Raw genomic sequence first — 18,782 nt, forward strand, 5'->3', positions numbered from 1 at the left:
GTGCTGCGGCGGTCCGGAGATCAGCCCTGGGCTGCAGTGGCCGACAAAGCGATGCGGTCCTCGCCCGCGTACACGTTCATGGAACTGCCGCGCAGAAAGCCCACCAGGGTCAGTCCCGTCTCGGCCGCCAGGTCCACCGCCAGGGAGGAGGGTGCCGAGACCGCGGCCAGGACCGGAATGCCTGCCATGACAGCCTTCTGCGCCAGTTCGAAGGAAGCCCGGCCGGAGACGAGAAGGATGACGCGCGACAGAGGGAGGTTCCCGTTCTGGAGTGCGCGGCCGACCAGCTTGTCGACGGCGTTGTGGCGGCCGACGTCTTCGCGTACGTCGAGGAGTTCGCCGTCCTCGGTGAACAGGGCGGCGGCGTGCAGGCCCCCGGTCCGGTCGAAGACCCGCTGCGCCGCGCGGAGCCGGTCGGGGAGGCTCGCGAGGAGCTCGGGTTCGACACGGACCGGGGGAGTGTCGGAGATCGGCCAGCGGGTCGTCGTACGGACCGCGTCGAGGCTCGCCTTGCCGCACAGGCCGCAGGAGGAGGTCGTGTACACGTTGCGTTCGAGGGTGATGTCGGGGATCTGCACGCCGGGGGCGGTCTTCACGTCGACGACGTTGTACGTGTTGGTGCCGTCGGCGGTGGCGCCCGCGCAGTAGACGATGTTCTGCAGGTCGCTCTGCTCGGCGAGTACACCTTCGCTGACGAGGAAGCCGGCGGCGAGGGCGAAGTCGTCGCCGGGGGTGCGCATGGTGATGGCGAGGGGTTTGCCGTTGAGGCGGATCTCAAGGGGCTCCTCGGCCACCAGAGTGTCCGGGCGGGACGACACCACCCCGTCGCGGATACGGATCACCTTGCGTCGTTCCGTGACTCGTCCCATATGTCCCTCAGTCCCGGTTCTCTAGGTGACCTTCACGATGTCATTGTCCTGCACATGGAGCGGTGGGCGGTGGAGGGGGCAGCGTGGGGGTGCCGCCCGCTTCGCCGTGCGGGCACTCCGTGGCCGTGTTCTCCCTGAGCCGTTTCGTCCCAGGTACCCGCCCCCCGCCGCCCGCATGTCGAATTCTCACCCGAGCCCACCGTGAACACATACTGTCTACAGTATGTGTACAGCTCAGTGAGAGTTCAAGAGCCCGCGCCCGAGCCGACCTCGCTCCGGAAACCGGCCGGTTCGACCGTTCGTCGCGTGCTGGATACCGCTCATCGCATACGGTCGACGCGCCGTCTTTCCAACTCGCTCATTAGTTCTTACCGTCCGGGATCATGAGTCCCCCTGTCGCGCCCCCGGGTTGGAGCCGTTGGCTCGTTCCCCCGGCCGCTCTCTCGGTCCACCTCTCGATCGGTCAGGCATACGCCTGGTCCGTTTTCAAGCCGCCGCTCGAATCGGCGCTCGGCCTCAGCGGCACACAGAGCGCACTGCCCTTCCAGCTCGGCATCGTGATGCTCGGTCTGTCCGCGGCCTTCGGCGGCACCCTCGTGGAGCGCAACGGACCGCGCTGGGCGATGACCGTGGCGCTGGTCTGCTTCTCGTCCGGCTTCCTGCTGTCCGCGCTGGGTGCGGCCACCGAGCAGTACTGGCTGATCGTCTTCGGCTACGGCTTCGTCGGCGGGATAGGCCTCGGCATCGGCTACATCTCCCCGGTCTCCACCCTGATCAAGTGGTTCCCGGACCGGCCCGGCATGGCCACCGGCATCGCCATCATGGGCTTCGGCGGCGGCGCGCTCATCGCCTCGCCCTGGTCGGCGCAGATGCTGGAGTCCTTCGGCTCCGACAGCTCGGGGATCGCGCTCGCGTTCCTCGTGCACGGACTGTCGTATGCAGTCTTCATGCTCCTCGGCGTGCTGCTGGTGCGTGTGCCGCGCAGCGAGAAGCCGGTGGCGAGCGCCCCCAGCGCCCTCGAAGGGCCGCAGGTCTCCGCGCGCAACGCGGTGCGCACACCCCAGTTCTGGTGTCTGTGGGTCGTGCTCTGCATGAACGTGACCGCGGGCATCGGCATCCTGGAGAAGGCCGCCCCCATGATCACGGACTTCTTCAAGGGCACCTCGACCCCGGTCTCGGTGTCGGCCGCGGCCGGCTTCGTCGCACTGCTGTCGGCGGCCAACATGGCGGGCCGGATCGGCTGGTCGTCGACCTCCGACCTGATCGGACGCAAGAACATCTACCGCGTCTACCTGGGCGTGGGCGCGGTGATGTACGGCCTCATCGCGCTGTTCGGGGACACCTCGAAACCCCTGTTCATCCTGTGCGCGCTGGTGATCCTGTCGTTCTACGGCGGCGGCTTCGCGACCGTCCCGGCGTATCTGAAGGACCTCTTCGGCACGTACCAGGTCGGCGCCATCCACGGCCGGCTGCTCACCGCCTGGTCCACGGCCGGTGTGCTCGGGCCGCTGATCGTGAACTGGATCGCCGACCGGCAGGAGAACGCCGGCAAGAGCGGCGCCGACCTGTACTCGACGTCCTTCGTCATCATGATCGGTCTCCTCGCCGTCGGCTTCGTCGCCAATGAGCTGGTCCGCCCCGTCAACGCCCGTCACCACATTCCCGCCCCGAGGGAGGCCGCCGATGTCGGAGCACGACAGCAGCCAGAGTCCGCCTGACCGGCGCCCGCTGATCGCCCTCGCCTGGGTCTGGGTGGGCGCGCCGCTCGTCTACGGGCTCTACGAACTCGTACAGAAGGCGACTCAGTTGTTCACCGGGTAACAGTCCGGAAGGGCCCGGGCGTCCGAGGGTGTGAGGGAAGCCGACAACTCGGGCGCCCGTTTCCTGTGGCCTTACGTGTCCCCGTACCCGTGAGTCACTGAACAGACTGGTGGATCCCGCTACCCAAGGCAACGAGGGGAACCACCCATGAACGGCTCACGGATCGTCGCCGTCGGCCACTACCAGCCCGCCAAGGTCCTCACCAACGAGGACGTGGCGGGTCTGGTCGACACCAGCGACGAGTGGATCAGGAGTCGGGTGGGGATCCGTACCCGCCACATCGCCGGACCGGACGAGCCGGTCGACGAGCTCGCCGCGCACGCCGCCGCCAAGGCGCTGGCGGCGGCCGGACTCGCTCCCGCCGACATCGACCTGGTTCTGGTCGCCACCTCGACCGCGGTCGACCGGTCCCCGAACATGGCCGCCCGGGTCGCGGCCCGCCTCGGTATTCCGTCGCCCGCCGCGATGGACGTCAACGTGGTGTGCGCCGGCTTCACCCACGCCCTGGCCACCGCCGACCACACCGTCCGGGCAGGCGCGGCGGCCCGTGCGCTGGTCATCGGCGCCGACAAGATGTCCGCGGTGACCGACTGGAGCGACCGCACCACCTGTGTGCTCGTCGGCGACGGGGCCGGCGCGGCTGTCGTCGAGGCGGCCGACGTGCCCGGCATCGCTCCCGTGCTGTGGGGTTCGGTGCCCGAGATGGGGCACGCCGTGCGTATCGAGGGCGAGCCCGCGCGGTTCGCACAGGAGGGGCAGAGCGTCTACCGCTGGGCGACCACCAAGCTTCCTCCGCTGGCCCGCCAGGCCTGCGAACGGGCCGGCCTCACCCCTGCCGACCTGGCCGCAGTGGTGCTGCATCAGGCCAACCTGCGGATCATCGAACCCCTCGCCCAGAAGATCGGCGCCGTCAACGCCGTGGTCGCCCGCGATGTGACGGAGTCCGGCAACACCTCGGCGGCGAGCATCCCGCTGGCCTTCTCCAAGCTGGTCGAGCGGGGCGAGATCTCCACCGGGGACCCGGTGCTGCTCTTCGGGTTCGGCGGGAACCTGTCGTACGCCGGACAGGTCGTCCGCTGTCCCTGACGCGCTGGATGCGATGAGGCCGACTCCCGGGTCATCCGTTCTCCACGAGATGCTGACCCGGCCGAAGCGCCCGCGTCGTGATCAACTCGAGCAACGCCCCATATGCACGATCAAGCAACGGACCAGGACGTTCGAGGCCTTCTGTCCGCGGAGGCCGGTGACAGGTTTCACGGTGGGACGATCTTGAACGAGTGAGGGCCTTCCGGGTTCGGCGTGGATTGCGATGTCAACGATGTCGACATCGGACGATCTCAAGGCCCTCATGCCCACCGGATGAACTCCTGCCCGAGACCGGCCGAGCGTGTCCGGCCCACTGCGTCGTGGACGACGGCTGGACCCTGCGCCGGGCCGCCGAACGCCGCACCTTTGTCCTGTGAGTGGAGAAAGCTGGCATCAATCTGTGCACAGCTTCTTCCCAGGTTCGGCAGCCGCTGCTACGTTCCCCTCGAAAGCCCGGAATCCGGTGGCCGAATGAGGCGGGGAGGGGTTCGTGAGACGGATGACGGCACGACCTGCTAACGCGCATCAGGCCCGGCTGCTCAAACTGTTGCGCGACGGAGGACCCAACTCCCGTGCGCAACTGGGCGATCAGGTCGACCTGTCACGCTCCAAGCTGGCCGTGGAGGTGGACCGGCTCCTGGAGACGGGCCTGATCGTGGCCGACGGACTCGCCGCCTCCCGTGGCGGGCGCCGCTCCCACAACATCCGGCTCGCCCCCGAACTGCGTTTCCTCGGCGTCGACATCGGCGCGACCTCGGTCGACGTCGCCGTCACCAACGCCGAACTGGAGATCCTGGGACACCTCAACCAGCCCATGGACGTCCGCGAGGGCCCGGTCGCGGTCTTCGAGCAAGTCCTGTCCATGGCAGCGAAGTTGAGGTCATCGGGACTCGCGGAGGGCTTCGACGGCGCCGGTATCGGTGTCCCCGGGCCGGTCCGCTTTCCCGAGGGTGTTCCGGTGGCTCCGCCGATCATGCCCGGCTGGGACGGCTTCCCCGTCCGGGAGGCGCTCAGTCAGGAACTCGGCTGCCCGGTCATGGTCGACAACGACGTGAACCTCATGGCGATGGGGGAGATGCACGCGGGCGTCGCACGCTCCGTGGACGACTTCCTCTGCGTCAAGATCGGCACCGGCATCGGCTGCGGCATCGTCGCAGGCGGGGAGGTCCACCGAGGGGTGACCGGCAGTGCGGGAGACATCGGGCACATCCAGGCCGTGCCCGACGGCCGCCCGTGCGCCTGCGGCAACCGGGGCTGCCTGGAAGCCCACTTCAGTGGAGCCGCCCTCGCCCGGGACGCCGTGGAGGCGGTCGAGCAGGGGCGGTCGGACGAACTCGCCTCGCGACTCGATGCCAACGGCGCCCTGTCGGCGGCCGATGTCGCCGCCGCCGCTGCCGCCGGTGATGCCACCGCCCTGGAGTTGATCCGCGAGGGCGGTAACCGCACCGGCCAGGTCATCGCCGGACTGGTCAGCTTCTTCAACCCGGGCCTGGTGGTGATCGGCGGTGGCGTGACCGGCCTCGGCCACACCCTCCTCGCCGCCATCCGCACCCAGGTCTACCGTCAGTCGCTGCCACTGGCGACCCGCAATCTGCCCATCGTGCTGGGGGAGTTGGGCCCCACCGCCGGCGTCATCGGCGCGGCCCGGCTCATCAGCGACCACCTGTTCTCGCCCGCGTGACCACCCGTGACCACCTTGGAAGTCGCAGGTGATCGCCTTCTGAAGCAAGGCGCGCCTTCCGAAGCAACGGCACCTCCTCTGCAGCACGGCACGTCATCCGCAGCAAAGCACCCTCGTCTGCAGCACGGCATGTCATCTGAAGCAAGGCACGTAGTCCTCCAGAAGAACACTTCGGCCTTCTGAGGCAAGGCACTTCGGCACAGTGCCCGGCCTCGCCCTGCCCTGAAACCGGCCCGCACGCCCGCCAAGGGGAATCCGCATGGCACCAGAACCCCCGCTGCTCAGCATGTCCGGCATCACCAAGTCGTTCCCCGGAGTCCGGGCCCTCGACGGCGTCGACCTCGACGTCCAGGCCGGTGAAGTGCACTGTCTCCTCGGCCAGAACGGGGCCGGGAAGTCCACCCTCATCAAGGTCCTCGCCGGCGCCCACCAGCCCGACACCGGCATCATCCGCTGGCGCGGCGAGGAGGTGACCCTCCGTTCGCCGATCGCCGCCATGCGTCTCGGCATCGCCACCATCTACCAGGAACTCGACCTGGTGGAGCACCTGTCCGTGGCCGAGAACGTCCACCTCGGACATGAACCCACGGCGGTCGGGTTCGTCGTGCGCGGACGGGTCGCGAAAGCTTCAACGGCCCGACTGCTGAAGCGACTTGGGCACCCCGAGATCGATCCGGCCCGGCTGGTGGGGGAGTTGTCGGCGGCCCAGCAGCAGATCGTGTCCATGGCGCGGGCCCTCTCCCACGACGTACGGCTGATCGTGATGGACGAACCGTCCGCCGCGCTCGACCCGGACGAGGTCGACAACCTCTTCCGGACCGTCGGTGACCTGACCGCCGAGGGCGTCGCCGTCGTCTATATCTCGCACCGTCTGGAGGAGATCCGGCGCATCGGCGACCGGGTGACCGTTCTCAAGGACGGCCGAGCCGTCGCGGTCGGGCTGCCCGCCAAGTCGACACCGACGCGTGAGGTCGTGGCGCTGATGACGGGCCGCAACGTCGAGTACGTCTTCCCGGAGCGGCCGGCGGCGGCGGTGAACGGCGGCAAACCGCTTCTGGAGGTCCAAGGGCTCGCCCGGCAAGGCGAGTTCGAACCCCTGGACCTCGTGGTCCACCCGGGAGAGATCGTCGGCCTCGCCGGACTCGTCGGCTCGGGACGCTCCGAGATCCTGGAGACGATCTACGGCGCCCGCAAGCCCACCGCCGGCCAAGTCGTCGTGGACGGCGCCGCGTTGCGGCCCGGCAGTGTCCGAGCCGCCGTCCGCGCCGGGATCGGACTCGCCCCCGAGGAGCGCAAGGCGCAGGCCCTGCTGATGCTGGAGTCGGTCACCCGCAACGTCTCCGTCTCCTCCATGTCCCGCTTCTCACGCGGCGGTTGGATCGACCGGGCGGCCGAACTAGGCGCGGCCAGGGCGGCGACCCGCGAACTGTCGCTGCGGCCCGACAACCCCTCCGCACCGATCCGCACCCTGTCCGGCGGCAACCAGCAAAAGGCCGTCCTGGCCCGCTGGCTGCTGCGCGGCTGCCGGGTCCTGCTGCTCGACGAACCCACCCGGGGAGTCGACGTCGGCGCCCGCGCCGAGCTGTACGCGGTCGTGCGGCGACTGGCAGACGAGGGACTGGCCGTCCTGCTGGTCTCCAGCGAGGTCCCCGAGGTGCTCGGCCTCGCCGACCGGGTCCTGGTGCTCCGCGAGGGCCGTGTCGTCCACACGGCACCAGCCCGTGAGCTCGACGAACACCGTGTACTCGACCTCGTCATGGAAGGAAGCCCGGCGTCATGACGCAGCATGCGTCCCCACCGCGGGACAGCGCAGACAAGGTGCCGTCGACGAGTGAACCACGGGCGTGGCGATCCGCGCTGGCCCGCACCGACGTCCGCACCCTCTCCCTCCTCGGTGTGCTCGCCGCCCTCGTCGTCATCGGCGGCGTCACCAAGCCCGACGAGTTCCTCGACACCCGCAACCTCCAACTCGTCCTCACCCAGGCCTCGGTGATCGGTGTCGTCACCGTCGGCATGACCTTCGTCATCACCTCCGGCGGCATCGACCTCTCCGTCGGCGCGATCGTCGCCCTCGCCTCGGTGTGGGCCACCACGGTCGCCACCCAGGAGTACGGCTTCGCGGGCATCCTCTTCACCGCCGTGATCGTCGGAGTCGGCTGCGGCCTGGTCAACGGACTGCTCGTCGCGTACGGCGGGATGGTCCCGTTCATCGCCACCCTCGCGATGCTCGCCTCGGCCCGGGGACTGGCCCTCCAGATCACCGACGGCAGGACACAGATCGTCACCGTGTCCTCCGTGCTCGACCTCGGTGAGCGCGACGCATACGTCCTCGGCGTACCGCCCCTCGTCATGGTCTTCGCAGTCGTGACGATCATCGGGTGGCTGGTGCTGAACCGCACCACCTTCGGCCGGCGCACCGTCGCCGTCGGGGGCAACGCCGAGGCCGCCCGCCTCGCCGGCATCGACGTACGCCGTCAGCGGCTCTACCTCTACCTGCTCTCCGGGCTGTGCTGCGGCATCGCGGCCTTCCTGCTGATCATCCTGGCCGGCTCCGGCCAGAACACCAACGGCAACCTCTACGAACTCGACGCCATCGCCGCCGCGATCATCGGCGGCACCCTGCTCAGCGGGGGCCGCGGCACCATCACCGGCTCCGTGCTCGGCGTTCTGATCTTCACCACGATCACGAACATCTTCGCCCTGAACAACCTGCAGAGCGACGTCCAGCAGATCGCCAAGGGCGCGATCATCGTCGCCGCCGTGCTGGTCCAGCGCCGTACCGCAAGCACGACCTGAGGAAAGGGTTCACCGCCATGCCACAGCACACGAGCCGCTTCACGAGTCGCCGGGGACTGCTCTTCGGGAGCGCCGCAGTCGGAGCCGGTGCCCTCCTCGCAGGTTGCACCAGCAATGACTCCGGTGATGACAAGCCGGCCGCGAACGACCAGCCGGCCGCCGCCGACTCGCCCGGCAAGCCGATCACCATCGGATTCGCGGGACCACAGGCCGACCACGGCTGGCTGAACGCCATCAACGACAACGCCAAGAACCGTGCGAAGAAGTACTCGGATGTCACCCTGGAGATCACCGAGGGCTCCAACGACACCGCCGCGCAGATCGGCCAGATCGAGACCCTCATCAACAAGAAGGTCGACGTCCTGGTGGTGCTGCCCGCCGACGGCAAGGCCCTCACCCAGGTCGGGCTGAAGGCCATGCGGGCCGGGATACCGGTGGTCAACCTCGACCGGATCTTCAACACCCCGCAGGCGTACCGCTGTTGGATAGGCGGCGACAACTACGGCATGGGTCTCAACGCCGGCAACTACATCGGCGAGAAGCTCAAGGGGAAGTCGAACGCCAAGGTCATCGAACTCGCCGGCCTCGACAACCTGGAACTCACCAAGCAGCGCACCAAGGGCTTCGACGACGCCCTGAAGAACTACCCGAACATCAAGAAGGTGGCCCGCCAGGCCGCCGAGTTCACGGTGGAGTCCGGACAGGCCAAGATGGCCCAACTCCTGCAGGCCCAGTCGAGCTTCGACGCGGTGTGGAACCACGACGACGACCAGGGCGTGGGCGCGCTGCGCGCCATCGACCAGGCCGGACGCGACGACTTCCTGATGGTCGGCGGCGCGGGCGCGCTGTCCGCCTTCCAGGCCATCAAGCAGGACAACGGGGTCCTCAAGGCGACCGTCCTCTACCCGCCGACCATGGCCGCCTCCGCGATCGACCTCGCCCGCGCCCTCGGCCAGACCAAAGGCATAAGCGGCCTCTCCGAGTTCGAGATCCCGGCCTCCCTCACGCTCTACTCGGCCGTCGTCGACAAGACCAACGTCGACCAGTACATGTCCACCGGCTTCAAGTGAGGCGTACCGGGCTTTCGCCATGAGGCGTCCCGCACACGGGGCCCGGTTCGTCGACGGACCGGGCTGCACCCCCCACCGCGCCACGACGACGAGGAGGACATCGCGCATGGCACAGCCGCAACAGTCAGAAGAGGCCGAGCCGCCCCCTCTGCGGGTCGGCATGGTGGGCTACGCCTTCATGGGAGCCGCCCACTCCCAGGGCTGGCGGACCGTCGGACGCGTCTTCGACCTGCCCCGCCGCCCGGTGCTCGCCGCGATCTGCGGACGCGACGCGGACGCCGTGCGCCGGGCCGCCGACCGGCACGGCTGGGCGGCGGCCGAGACCGACTGGCGGGCGTTGATCGAGCGGGACGACATCGACCTCGTCGACATCTGTACCCCCGGCGACAGCCACGCCGAGATCGCCGTCGCCGCGCTCGCCGCTGGCAAGCACGTGCTGTGCGAGAAGCCCCTCGCCAACACCGTCGAAGAGGCCCAGCTGATGACCAGCGCAGCCGAAGAAGCCTTTGGACGCGGGCAGTTGGCGATGGTCGGCTTCAACTACCGCAGGGTGCCCGCCACCGCGCTGGCCCGCCGGATGGTGGCCGAGGGACGGCTCGGCAGACTGCGGCACGTCCGGGTGACGTACCTTCAGGACTGGCTCGTGGACCCGGAGTTCCCCCTGACCTGGCGGCTGCGCAGGGAACAGGCCGGCTCGGGCTCCCTCGGCGACCTGGGCGCGCACATCATCGACCTGGCCCAGTACCTGGCGGGCGAGCCGCTGGCCGGAGTGTCCGCCCTGACGGAGACCTTCGTACGGGAGCGCCCCCTGGCCGAAGGCGCGGTGAAAGGCCTGGCCGCCGTGTCCGGGACCGGCATCGGACAGGTCACCGTGGACGACGCCGCCCTGTTCACCGGCCGCTTCACCTCCGGCGCCCTCGCCGCCTTCGAAGCCACCCGCTACGCGACCGGCCGCAAGAACTCCCTGCGCATCGAACTCAACGGCGAGCGCGGCTCGTTGGCCTTCGACCTCGAACGCCTCAACGAACTCGCCTACCACGACGGCACGGAAGCCGGCACACACGCAGGCTTCCGCCGCATCCTCGTGACCGAACCCGACCATCCCTACCTGGACGCCTGGTGGCCGCCCGGCCACGGCCTCGGCTACGAGCACACCTTCGTCCACCAAGCCCGCGACCTCGTCCACGCCATCGCCGAGGGCCGCCGCCCCGAACCCTCCTTCGCCGACGGGCTCCAGGTCCAGCGCGTGCTCGCGGCCGTGGAGGAGAGCGCGGAGAAGAACTCCGTCTACACACCGATAGCCGTCTGAGGAGGGTTCGGAGAAATGCCGCGTCAGTTCACGCTCTTCACCGGTCAGTGGGCCGACCTCCCACTTGAGGAAGTCTGTCGTCTCGCGCGTGACTTCGGCTACGACGGACTCGAACTCGCCTGTTGGGGCGACCACTTCGAGGTCGACAAGGCGCTCGCCGACCCGTCCTACCTGGACTCCCGGCACGCGATGCTCGACAAGTACGGACTCAAGTGCTGGGCGATCTCCAACCATCTGGTCGGCCAGGCCGTCTGCGACGCCATCATCGACGAGCGCCACCAGGCGATCCTGCCCGCCGAGGTGTGGGGCGAGGGAGAGCCGGAGGGTGTCCGGCGTCGTGCGGCGGACCGTATGAAGGACACCGCGCGGGCCGCACGCGCCTTCGGCGTCGACACCGTCATCGGCTTCACCGGCTCGGCCATCTGGCATCTGCTCGCCATGTTCCCGCCGGCACCCCAGTCCATGATCGACCGTGGTTACGAGGACTTCGCCGAGCGCTGGAACCCGATCCTGGACGTCTTCGACGCGCAGGGTGTGCGGTTCGCGCACGAGGTCCACCCCAGCGAGATCGCCTACGACTACTGGACGACCCGGCGTGCCCTGGAGGCCGTCGGCAACCGCCCGGCCTTCGGCCTGAACTTCGACCCGTCCCACTTCGTGTGGCAGGACCTCGACCCCGTCGGCTTCCTCTACGACTTCCGTGAGCGGATCTACCACGTGGACTGCAAGGAGGCCCGCATGCGCCTGGACGGCCGCAACGGCCGCCTCGGCTCCCATCTGCCCTGGGGCGACCCGCGCCGCGGCTGGGACTTCGTCTCCGCCGGACACGGCGACGTGCCCTGGGAGGACGTCTTCCGCATGCTGCGCTCCATCGACTACCAGGGCCCCGTCTCCGTCGAGTGGGAGGACGCCGGCATGGACCGCCTCCAGGGCGCCCCCGAGGCACTGAACCGACTGAAGGCATACGACTTCGAGCCCCCGTCGGCCTCCTTCGACGCGGCGTTCGGCAACTGAGCTCCCCCGAGGCGACGTGAGCTTCATCCGACTCCCACCGACTGAGAGGAGAGACTCCCATCAACACAACTGGACGATGGACGACAGGAGTTGCGGGGGCTGCCCTGCTCCTCGGCTGTGTGTCCCCACCCGCGGCGTCGCACTCAGCGGACACCGAACGGGTGCTGGTCTTCTCCAAGACGGCCGGCTTCCGGCACGACTCCATCCCCGACGCCGTCGCGGCGGTGAAGCAACTCGGCGAGAGCGGCGGCTTCGCGGTCGACGCGACGGAGGACGCCGGGGCGTTCACGGCCCGCAACCTGCGCCGCTACGACGCCGTCGTCTTCCTGTCGACCACCGGAGACATCCTCGACCCCACCCAGCAGCGAGCGTTCGAGGGCTACATCCGACACGGCGGCGGATATGTCGGCATCCACGCGGCGGCCGACACCGAGTACGACTGGGCGTTCTACGGCGGTCTGGCCGGCGCCTACTTCCACTCGCACCCGGCGATCCAACCTGCCACGGTGACCGTCGAGGACCGGGCCCACCCGTCCACGTCCGGGCTGCCCCCGACGTGGAACCGGACCGACGAGTGGTACAACTACCGCTCCGATCCCCGCGCCCGGGCCCACATCCTGGCCTCACTCGACGAGTCGTCGTACACCGGCGGCACGATGAACGGCGACCATCCGATCGCCTGGTGCCAGGACTACCAGGGCGGCCGAGCCTTCTACACCGGCCTCGGCCACACCAAGGAGTCGTACACGGATCCTGCATTCCGTAGCCACCTGCTGGGCGGGATCCGGTATGCGATCGGCGAGACACAGGCCGACTGTCGGCCGGAGAACGGATACCGTCCGCTCTTCGACGGCACGGTGGACTCGCTGACCGACTGGGAACAGGCCGGCCCGGGCTCCTTCACCCGGTCCGACGACGGCACGCTCACGTCGTCGGGCGGCATGGGGCTCCCCTGGTACGCGGCATCCGGTTTCTCGTCGTACTCCCTGAAGCTCGACTGGCAGATGTCCGGCGCCTCGGGGGACGACAACTCCGGTGTGTTCGTGGGCTTCCCGCCCTCGGACGACCCCTGGTCCGCCGTGGACAACGGCTACGAGATCCAGATCGACGCCACCGACGTACCGGAGAAGACGACCGGTTCCGTCTATGGATTCCGCTCCGCCGACCTGAAGAAGCGCGACCGTGCGCTGAACCCGCCGGGGGAGTGGAACACATACGAGATCCGCGTGGAGGGCGAACGGCTCCGCGTCTGGCTCAACGGCGTGAAGATCAACGATTTCACCAACACGGATCCGGCCCGGAGCCTGCGTGACGGGCATGTCGGCATCCAGAACCACGGAACCGACGACCGGATGTCCTTCCGTGACATCCGGATCAGGGAGCTGCCCGGCAAGGGCGACTGAGCGGCGGCGGGCGGGGGACGCCGGACCCCCGCCCGCCGCCTTCATCCCTTCCACGCAGGGTCTGCGCACGCACGTGTTCGACAAGGAGGCTGCCATGTCCGCGTCCGTTTCCGTCCCACGCGTCGATGTCTGGCTGATCGGGGCCCGCGGTTGCGTCGCCACGACGGTCGGCGCGGGCTGTGCCGCCATGACCGCGGGCCTGCACCCGCCGACGGATCTGCTCACCGAGACACCCCCCTTCACCGGGAGGGCCCTGCCCGCCCTGTCCTGCCTGCCCTACGCGGGCCGCCAGGGCAAGACCGGCCGGCTCCTGATCCGGTCCGTCCTGGGCCCGATGCTCACCCGGCGGGCGCCGACAGTCCGAGGTCGGTCCGTAGTCGGTTTCGTCGGAGGCGGCCGGCCGCGCCGGTCGTTCAGGGGGCCGGCGCGGCCGGCGAGCGGAGGAACAGCGCCGGGCGGCACGCCCGAGGGGCCAAGTCCGTTGCCGACGAGCCGCGTTCACACGCGGCGGCCCGGCCACGACCCTGGGCAACGCGCCCCGCGCGCCCCGCTCCGTACCGGCCGAGCCGCCGCATCCGCGACCACCGCTGCAAGCACCGCCCTCACCCCGCCGGCCCGACGATTCGTGAGGAAGGCGAGCGCCACATGACCAGTCCCCTCGCTCCACGCGAACCGGTTCCAGCGCCCGGCGGTCATCCGATCCGCTTCGGCTACGGCACCAACGGCCTCGCCGACCTCCGCCTCGACGACGCCCTCACCCTGCTGGCCGACCTCGGCTACGACGGCGTCGGTCTGACCCTCGACCACATGCACCTGGACCCCCTCGCCCCCGACCTGGCCGCCCGCACCCGCCGTCTCGCGCACCGACTGGACGCACTCGGCCTGACGGTCACCGTCGAGACGGGCGCCCGCTATGTGCTCGACCCGCGCCGCAAACACGGTCCCTCGCTGCTCGACCCCGACCCGGACGACCGCGCCCGCCGCGTCGACCTGCTGGTCCGGGCCGTCCAGGTCGCCGCCGACCTCGGCGCGCACGCCGTGCACTGCTTCAGCGGCGTCACCCCACCGGGCACCGACCCGGACATGGCGTGGAAACGGCTGGCCGAGACGCTCACCCCTGTCCTGGACGTCGCCGACGCCGCCGGCATCCCCCTCGCCGTCGAACCCGAACCGGGCCACCTCCTCGCCGCCCTCGCCGACTTCCACCGCCTCCGCACCACCCTCGGTGACCCGGCCGCCCTCGGCCTGACCCTCGACATCGGTCACTGCCAGTGCCTCGAACCCCTGTCACCCGCCGACTGCGTCCGCGCCGCAGGACCCTGGCTGCGCCACGTCCAGATCGAGGACATGCGACGAGGCATCCACGAACACCTCCCCTTCGGTGACGGCGACATCGACTTCCCGCCGGTCCTCGCCGCCCTGGCCGACACCGGCTACCAGGGCCTGACCGTCGTCGAACTGCCGCGTCACTCCCACGCGGGCCCCCACTTCGCCGAACTCTCCCTCCCGTACCTCCGACAGGCAGTGGCGCTCTCACAAGGAAGCACTCCATGACCCACCCCCATGCCCACCAGGCACCCTCCACGACGGACACCCCGGGCACCACCCACGCCCGAACCCCGCCGGCCCAGTTGCACAGCCACATCGCCGCCCACCTCGACGACACCGCCCGCGCCTGGCTCGACCAGGCCCTCGACGAGGCCGCCGCCCACCCCGGCGCCCACGGCCCCATCTCCGTATGGGAGTTGCGCCTCGCCGAGGCCGGCCGCCGCTGCGGCCCCGAACACGCCGACGCCGTCCGCATCCTGATCCTGCACGCGGCCCGTGCCGACACCGACGCCCTCACCCGGGTCTACGCCCAGGGCACCGCCGCCGAACGCCGCGCCGTCCTGCGCGCCCTGCCCTATCTGGTGCCGGGCCCCGAAGCCCTCCCGCTCGTCGAGGACGCCCTGCGCACCAACGACACCCGCCTCCTGGCCGCCGCCGTCGGCCCCTACGCCGCCCGCCACCTCGCCCCCCACCACTGGCGCCACGCCATCCTGAAATGCCTTTTCACCGGCATACCCGTGACCGAGGTGGCGGACCTGGACCGGCGGGCCCACGCCGACGCCGAACTCGCCCGCATGCTCGCCGACTACGCCGCCGAACGCACCGCAGCAGGCCGCCCCGTGCCCCACGACCTGCACCGCGTCCTGACCCTGACCGACCCCACCGCCACCCCACCGGAGCCGGCCGCCGACCACGGCCCGAACGGCTCCGACGGCATCCACGGCAAGGACTCCTGATGCGTATCTTCGACCCCCACATTCACATGACGTCGAGGACCACCGACGACTACCAGGCCATGCACACCGCCGGTGTCCGCGCCGTCGTCGAACCGTCCTTCTGGCTCGGCCAGCCCCGCACCTCCCTCACCTCCTTCCTCGACTACTTCGACTCCCTGCTGGGCTGGGAGCCCTTCCGCGCCGCCCAGTACGGCATCGCCCACCACTGCACGATCGCCCTGAACCCGAAAGAGGCCAACGACCCGCGCTGCGTCCCGGTCCTCGACGAACTGCCCCGGTATCTCGTCAAGGACCAGGTCGTCGCCGTCGGCGAGATCGGCTACGACTCCATGACGCCGGCCGAGGACACCGCCCTCGCCACCCAGCTCCAGCTCGCCGCCGACCACCAGCTGCCCGCACTCGTCCACACCCCGCACCGCGACAAGCTCGCCGGCCTGCGCCGCACCCTCGACGTCGTCCGCGAATCCGCGCTGCCGCCCGGCCATGTCCTGGTCGACCACCTCAACGAGACCACCGTCAAGGAGGCCAAGGACAGCGGCTGCTGGCTCGGCTTCTCCGTCTATCCCGACACCAAGATGGACGAGGAACGGATGGTCGCGATCCTGCGCACCTACGGTCCCGAACAGGTCCTGGTGAACTCCGCCGCGGACTGGGGCCGCAGCGATCCCCTCAAGACGCGCAAGGTCGGCGACCTGATGCTCGCCGAGGGCTTCACCGAGGACGATGTCGACCGCGTGCTGTGGCGCAACCCCGTCGCCTTCTACGGACTCAGCGGCCGGCTCGACCTCGACACCGCGGCCACCGAAGCCACCCACGAGGGCAACTCCATCCTCCGCGGCGGGGCGTGAGCCATGCGCTTCCGCCATCCCGACGGCACCACCGTCCACCTCGCCTACTGCACCAACGTCCACCCCGCCGAAACCCTCGACGGTGTCCTCGCCCAACTCCGCGACCACTGCGAGCCCGTCCGCCGCCGCCTCGGCCGCGACCGCCTCGGCATCGGCCTGTGGCTCGCCCGCGACGCCGCCCACGCCCTGGTCAGCGACCCCTCCGCGCTCCGCGCCCTGCGCACCGAACTCGACCGCCGCGGCCTCGAAGTCGTCACCCTCAACGGCTTCCCCTACGACGGCTTCGGCGCCGAAGAGGTCAAGTACCGCGTCTACAAGCCGGACTGGACCGACCCCGAACGCCTCGACCACACCACCGCCCTGGCCCGCGTCCTCACCGGACTCCTGCCCGACGACGTCACCGAGGGCACCATCTCCACCCTGCCGCTCGCCTGGCGCACCCACTACGACGACGCGAGCGCCGACAAGGCCCACACAGCCCTGCGCACCCTCGCCGAACGCCTCGACGCCCTCCAGGAGCTGACCGGACGCTCCATCCGTGTCGGCCTCGAACCCGAACCTGGCTGCGTCGTCGAGACCACCGGCGACGCCATCGCACCGCTGACCGCGATCGCCCACGACCGCATCGGCATCTGCGTCGACACCTGCCACCTCGCCACCTCCTTCGAAGACCCGCACACCGCCCTGGACGCACTCACCACGGCCGGCGTCCCCGTCGTCAAGACCCAGCTCTCAGCGGCCCTGCACGCCGAACACCCCCATCTCCCCGAGGTCCGCGAAGCACTCGCTGCCTTCGACGAGCCCCGCTTCCTGCACCAGACCCGCACGGCCACCTCCGCCGGCCTGCGCGGCACCGACGACCTCGGCGAGGCCCTCGCCGGCAGCGCCCTGCCCGAGGGAGCGCCCTGGCGCGCCCACTACCACGTCCCCTTGCACGCGGCCCCCGCCACACCCCTCACCGGCACACTCCCCGTACTCAAGTCCGCCCTGACCCGCCTCGTCGGCGGCCCGCACCCGCTCACCCACCACCTGGAGGTCGAGACCTACACCTGGCAGGCCCTCCCACCCGAACTGCGCCCCCGCGGCCGCACCCAGCTCGCCGACGGCATCGCCGCCGAACTCACCCTGGCGCGCGACCTGCTGACGGACCTCGGCCTGAAGGAGCTGCCATGAGCCACCAGCCCCAGGAGGCGGGACCGACCCCGCTCCTCGTCCTCGACGTCGTCGGCCTCACCCCCCGACTCCTCCACCACATGCCCCACCTCACATCCCTCGCCCGATCCGGCTCCCAGGCCCCGCTCGGCACCGTGCTGCCCGCCGTCACCTGCGCCGCCCAGTCCACGTTCCTCACCGGCACCCACCCGTCGGAGCACGGCATCGTCGGCAACGGCTGGTACTTCCGCGAACTCGGCGACGTACTCCTGTGGCGTCAGCACAACGGTCTGGTCGCCGGCGACAAACTCTGGGACGCCGCCCGCCGCGCCCACCCCGGTTACACGGTCGCCAACATCTGCTGGTGGTACGCCATGGGCGCCGACACCGACTTCACCGTCACCCCCCGTCCCGTGTACTACGCCGACGGCCGCAAGGAGCCCGACTGCTACACCCGGCCCCCGGCCCTGCACGACGAACTCACCGAAAAACTCGGCACCTTCCCCCTCTTCCACTTCTGGGGGCCCGGCGCGGACCTGGTCTCCAGCCAGTGGATCATCGACGCGACCCGCCACATCATGAGCACCCGCCACCCTGATCTGACGCTCTGCTACCTCCCTCACCTCGACTACGACCTCCAGCGCTTCGGCCCCGACGACCCACGCGCCCTGAAGGCCGCCGCCGACCTGGACCGGGCCCTGGCCCCGCTCCTGGACGACGCCCGCGCGGAAGGCCGTACCGTCGTCACGCTGTCCGAGTACGGCATCACCCGCGCCGACCGCCCCGTCGACATCAACCGCGCACTGCGCCGCGCCGGACTCCTGGAGGTGCACACCCAGGACGGCATGGAGTACCTCGACCCGATGGCATCCCGTGCCTTCGCGGTCGCCGACCACCAGATCGCCCACGTCTACGTGCGCCGCCCCGAAGACCTCGCTGCCACCCGCGCCGCCCTCGCCGGCCTGCCCGGCATCGAGCAACTCCTCGACGACGAGGGCAAGAAGGCCCACCATCTCGACCATCCGCGCTCCGGCGAACTCGTCGCCGTCGCGGAACCGGACGCCTGGTTCACGTACTACTACTGGCTCGACAACGACCGCGCGCCCGACTTCGCGCAACTCGTCGAGATCCACCGCAAACCCGGCTACGACCCGGTCGAACTCTTCATGGACCCGCTCGACCCCTACGTCAAGGTCAAGGCGGCCACCGCACTGGCCCGCAAGAAACTCGGCCTGCGCTATCGCATGGCGGTCGTGCCCCTCGACCCGTCACCTATTCGCGGCAGCCACGGCCGCCTTCCCCAGAGCGACGACGACGGTCCGCTCCTCATCTGCTCCACCCCCCGCGCCGTCGGCGACCGCATCGCGGCCACCGACGTGAAGTCGCTCCTGCTCCGACTGGCCGGTCTTTCCTGACTGCTCCCAAGTGAAGCACCCACCACTGACAAC

16 protein-coding genes and 2 pseudogenes are annotated in these 18,782 nt (G+C 69.9%); 16 read left to right on the plus strand and 2 right to left on the minus strand.

Annotated features, from left to right (window positions below):
• Positions 1-20: 20 nt before the first annotated feature.
• Positions 21-869, minus strand: coding sequence for a formate dehydrogenase accessory sulfurtransferase FdhD (fdhD, locus tag OHT57_RS39875; RefSeq protein ID WP_328751694.1), 849 nt, complete (start codon positions 867-869; stop codon positions 21-23).
• Between the two features lie 383 nt (positions 870-1,252).
• Here fdhD and OHT57_RS39880 point away from each other — a divergent pair, with 383 nt between their 5' ends.
• The 3 genes from OHT57_RS39880 (at position 1,253) to OHT57_RS39890 (ending at position 3,776) form a co-directional block, all read left to right on the plus strand.
• Entirely contained in the window at positions 1,253-2,587 is a 1,335-nt protein-coding gene (locus tag OHT57_RS39880; protein WP_328751696.1) for an OFA family MFS transporter, read from the plus strand.
• Positions 2,553-2,690 carry an MFS transporter small subunit gene (locus OHT57_RS39885; protein WP_328751698.1) on the plus strand — a complete coding sequence of 46 codons (138 nt, stop codon included), beginning with the start codon at positions 2,553-2,555 and terminating at the stop codon, positions 2,688-2,690. Before OHT57_RS39880 ends, OHT57_RS39885 begins: the two co-directional genes overlap by 35 nt.
• A 147-nt stretch (positions 2,691-2,837) precedes the next feature.
• Positions 2,838-3,776 (plus strand): beta-ketoacyl-ACP synthase III, encoded by a 939-nt coding sequence (locus OHT57_RS39890; RefSeq protein WP_328751699.1) that lies wholly within the window; start codon positions 2,838-2,840, stop codon positions 3,774-3,776.
• Positions 3,777-3,813: 37 nt separating this feature from the next.
• On the opposite strand, the pseudogene OHT57_RS39895 reads toward OHT57_RS39890, so the two are convergent.
• Positions 3,814-3,894 (minus strand): annotated as a pseudogene (locus OHT57_RS39895) (GntR family transcriptional regulator); the annotation flags it as partial.
• Between the two features lie 381 nt (positions 3,895-4,275).
• Between OHT57_RS39895 and OHT57_RS39900 the strand changes: the two are divergent.
• The 13 genes and pseudogenes from OHT57_RS39900 (at position 4,276) to OHT57_RS39960 (ending at position 18,749) form a co-directional block, all read left to right on the plus strand.
• Positions 4,276-5,457 (plus strand): ROK family transcriptional regulator, encoded by a 1,182-nt coding sequence (locus OHT57_RS39900; RefSeq protein ID WP_328753455.1) that lies wholly within the window; start codon positions 4,276-4,278, stop codon positions 5,455-5,457.
• A 259-nt stretch (positions 5,458-5,716) separates the two neighbouring features.
• The gene (locus OHT57_RS39905; RefSeq protein ID WP_328751701.1) at positions 5,717-7,237 is read left to right on the plus strand and encodes a sugar ABC transporter ATP-binding protein; all 1,521 of its coding nucleotides are present in this window, start codon (positions 5,717-5,719) and stop codon (positions 7,235-7,237) included.
• Positions 7,234-8,253, plus strand: coding sequence for an ABC transporter permease (locus OHT57_RS39910; protein ID WP_328751702.1), 1,020 nt, complete (start codon positions 7,234-7,236; stop codon positions 8,251-8,253). Before OHT57_RS39905 ends, OHT57_RS39910 begins: the two co-directional genes overlap by 4 nt.
• Positions 8,254-8,270: 17 nt before the next feature.
• Entirely contained in the window at positions 8,271-9,323 is a 1,053-nt protein-coding gene (locus OHT57_RS39915) for a substrate-binding domain-containing protein (RefSeq protein WP_328751704.1), read from the plus strand.
• 106 nt (positions 9,324-9,429) lie between these two features.
• Positions 9,430-10,632, plus strand: coding sequence for a Gfo/Idh/MocA family protein (locus OHT57_RS39920; protein WP_328751706.1), 1,203 nt, complete (start codon positions 9,430-9,432; stop codon positions 10,630-10,632).
• 15 nt (positions 10,633-10,647) lie between these two features.
• On the plus strand, positions 10,648-11,646 hold the full coding sequence (locus OHT57_RS39925) for a sugar phosphate isomerase/epimerase family protein (RefSeq protein ID WP_328751708.1): 999 nt from the start codon (positions 10,648-10,650) through the stop codon (positions 11,644-11,646).
• Positions 11,647-11,705: 59 nt separating this feature from the next.
• Positions 11,706-13,049, plus strand: coding sequence for a ThuA domain-containing protein (locus OHT57_RS39930; RefSeq protein ID WP_328753456.1), 1,344 nt, complete (start codon positions 11,706-11,708; stop codon positions 13,047-13,049).
• A 94-nt stretch (positions 13,050-13,143) separates the two neighbouring features.
• Positions 13,144-13,335: pseudogene (locus OHT57_RS39935) on the plus strand (inositol-3-phosphate synthase); the annotation flags it as partial.
• A 359-nt stretch (positions 13,336-13,694) separates the two neighbouring features.
• Positions 13,695-14,603 carry a sugar phosphate isomerase/epimerase family protein gene (locus OHT57_RS39940; protein WP_328751710.1) on the plus strand — a complete coding sequence of 303 codons (909 nt, stop codon included), beginning with the start codon at positions 13,695-13,697 and terminating at the stop codon, positions 14,601-14,603.
• Positions 14,600-15,334, plus strand: a complete 735-nt coding sequence (locus OHT57_RS39945) for an EboA domain-containing protein (protein ID WP_328751711.1) — start codon at positions 14,600-14,602, stop codon at positions 15,332-15,334. Before OHT57_RS39940 ends, OHT57_RS39945 begins: the two co-directional genes overlap by 4 nt.
• Entirely contained in the window at positions 15,334-16,182 is an 849-nt protein-coding gene (locus OHT57_RS39950) for a TatD family hydrolase (RefSeq protein ID WP_328751713.1), read from the plus strand. Before OHT57_RS39945 ends, OHT57_RS39950 begins: the two co-directional genes overlap by 1 nt.
• Positions 16,183-16,185: 3 nt before the next feature.
• Entirely contained in the window at positions 16,186-17,355 is a 1,170-nt protein-coding gene (eboE, locus tag OHT57_RS39955) for a metabolite traffic protein EboE (protein WP_328751714.1), read from the plus strand.
• Positions 17,352-18,749 (plus strand): nucleotide pyrophosphatase/phosphodiesterase family protein, encoded by a 1,398-nt coding sequence (locus tag OHT57_RS39960; protein WP_328751715.1) that lies wholly within the window; start codon positions 17,352-17,354, stop codon positions 18,747-18,749. Before eboE ends, OHT57_RS39960 begins: the two co-directional genes overlap by 4 nt.
• Positions 18,750-18,782: the final 33 nt, after the last annotated feature.

The organism is Streptomyces sp. NBC_00285 (genome assembly GCF_036174265.1).
GTDB lineage: Bacteria > Actinomycetota > Actinomycetes > Streptomycetales > Streptomycetaceae > Streptomyces.